This window comes from Terriglobia bacterium, assembly GCA_036496425.1.
In the GTDB taxonomy this organism is placed as follows: Bacteria; Acidobacteriota; Terriglobia; order 20CM-2-55-15; family 20CM-2-55-15; genus 20CM-2-55-15.
In genome coordinates this window covers 1-1721 of sequence record DASXLG010000118.1, presented here as the reverse complement: position 1 = coordinate 1721, position 1721 = coordinate 1, and the positions used below count along the sequence as shown (strand labels likewise).

Annotated in this window: 2 protein-coding genes; both read right to left on the bottom strand. The window is 57.4% G+C overall.

All coding sequences use genetic code 11. The annotated features are described in order from the left end of the window. Positions 1-348, bottom strand: a 348-nt coding sequence (locus tag VGK48_08270) for a hypothetical protein (protein ID HEY2381165.1), incomplete at its 3' end; no start/stop codon positions are given. After that, positions 345-1721, bottom strand: a 1377-nt coding sequence (locus VGK48_08265; GenBank protein HEY2381164.1) for an aminopeptidase P N-terminal domain-containing protein, incomplete at its 5' end; no start/stop codon positions are given. The genes VGK48_08270 and VGK48_08265, both read right to left, overlap by 4 nt.

Here is a 1721-nt window from a genome sequence, read left to right as displayed (position 1 = left end):
CAGAAAGGCGCCGTTATAGTGACGCGCCCACTCGACTTCCGCTGGGCCGATCGGGTCAACCAGCAAGTGCGTGTGACTGTCGATCAGCCCGGGCAGCAGAGTCACGGTGCCGAGATCGATCGTCTTGGCGCCCGCCGGCGCGTGACCCTGCACCTGAGAAGGAGAACCAACCTCTTTGATTTTCCCTTCTTCAATCAGTACGGCTGCGGGCGAAAGCACATTGCCCGAGCGCGGATCGAGGAGGCGGCCAGCTCTTACTAGAGTTACAGGAGCGGACGATTCGGCTGTGAGCTGCCCAGCGGCAAAGATTAGTGCCGCTAACAGTAGGAAAGTTCGTATTTGTTTCATTGGAGTGACTCTCCTGATGTGTTTGTCGAGACGTGCGCCTCAGATTTTTGGGATCGCTTCAGCCGCGCCATCATTTTTTCGATGTCAGCCGGTAAATAAGGCAATGGTGGATTGATCAATTGATGGCCGTCCGCAATGATCAGCACGACATCCTCTTCGTAGAAGCCCTGTCCATCGACATCGAAATCGGGGCCGAACGCCACTGTGTTGCCGGAATGCAATTCCTTCGGCGGGTAGATCTCCACCGTATCGAGGCCATGCGTGTACATGACCCATGTGCCGGGCTTGAGGAGTTCCAAAGCGGCGCCTTTGGCGAGATCAGAATGAAGTCCATCCTTGTGGTTTTCGACGTAATGGATTGACGTCTGAATGATGTCGTTCGCGTTGACGCCGTCGTGCATTGCCTGCAAGCCGCTTTGGTAAGCCCCGTCCATGAGCTCGATGACTTCGCGCTGCTCGGGCGTGAAGTGGCCGGACACGGGAAGCATTCGTCCGACGTCTCCTTTGTAGAACTCATAGTTGAAACCGAGATCCATCAGCACTGTTTCTCCGGCCTGTACCGTGCGGTTCAGGAGGTGATAGTCGTAGAACTTCTGGAAGACGGTTCTGCTGGACACGGGGCCGGTCTTGAGCTCGGGCCACATCGAAATTCCGTCCGCACCTGCACGTAACGCTCCTTCGATGGCCGCTCCTTCAATTTCGCGGTTGGTCCGTCCGGGTGCGATCGCAGCCATCGCCGCGCGGAAGCCTGCATCGGTGCATGCGGCCGACTTCTTCATGAGCGCAATCTCGGCGGGGCTCTTGACCGCCCGCATATTCTGTAGGGCGGGCGAAGCGTCGACGATGTTTGCATCCGGCCATTTGGCCTTGATCGCTTCCGACCACAGAAGATAAGGATTTTCGATGGCCGCCAGACCTGGCGGATTGCTTACGTCTGCAACCATTTTGCCTTGGCGGCTCTGGTCTAAATAGAGCAGGACCTTGGGATTCGCCTTGCGCCGCGTCTCGATGAAATCGGCGAACCCGTCCCACACGACGATGTGCTCGATGCCAAGAGCCTGTTCCGTCCCATGATTCGGGGTGAGGCAGACAGAATCCCAGCCGTTCAGAACGGAACCGGAAAAACGACGCTGCTGCCTTTCGGTCGGCGCCATCACGAAGAGCCAGCTTTCCTTCGTTGTGCCGTCAAGCGCGAGAATCGCATCGTGAAGATTCTCGAGGCCGGTCAGATAGTAGAAGTTGGAATCCTGCTGGAAACCGGAATCACGCCAGCTCTTGGGACCTGAAAAGGAATGCAGGAGAACGATTCCGTCCGACGCCGCGTTCATGACTGACTGCCGCCGCGCCTGGAACTCGCTCGTGTCGATTCCCAT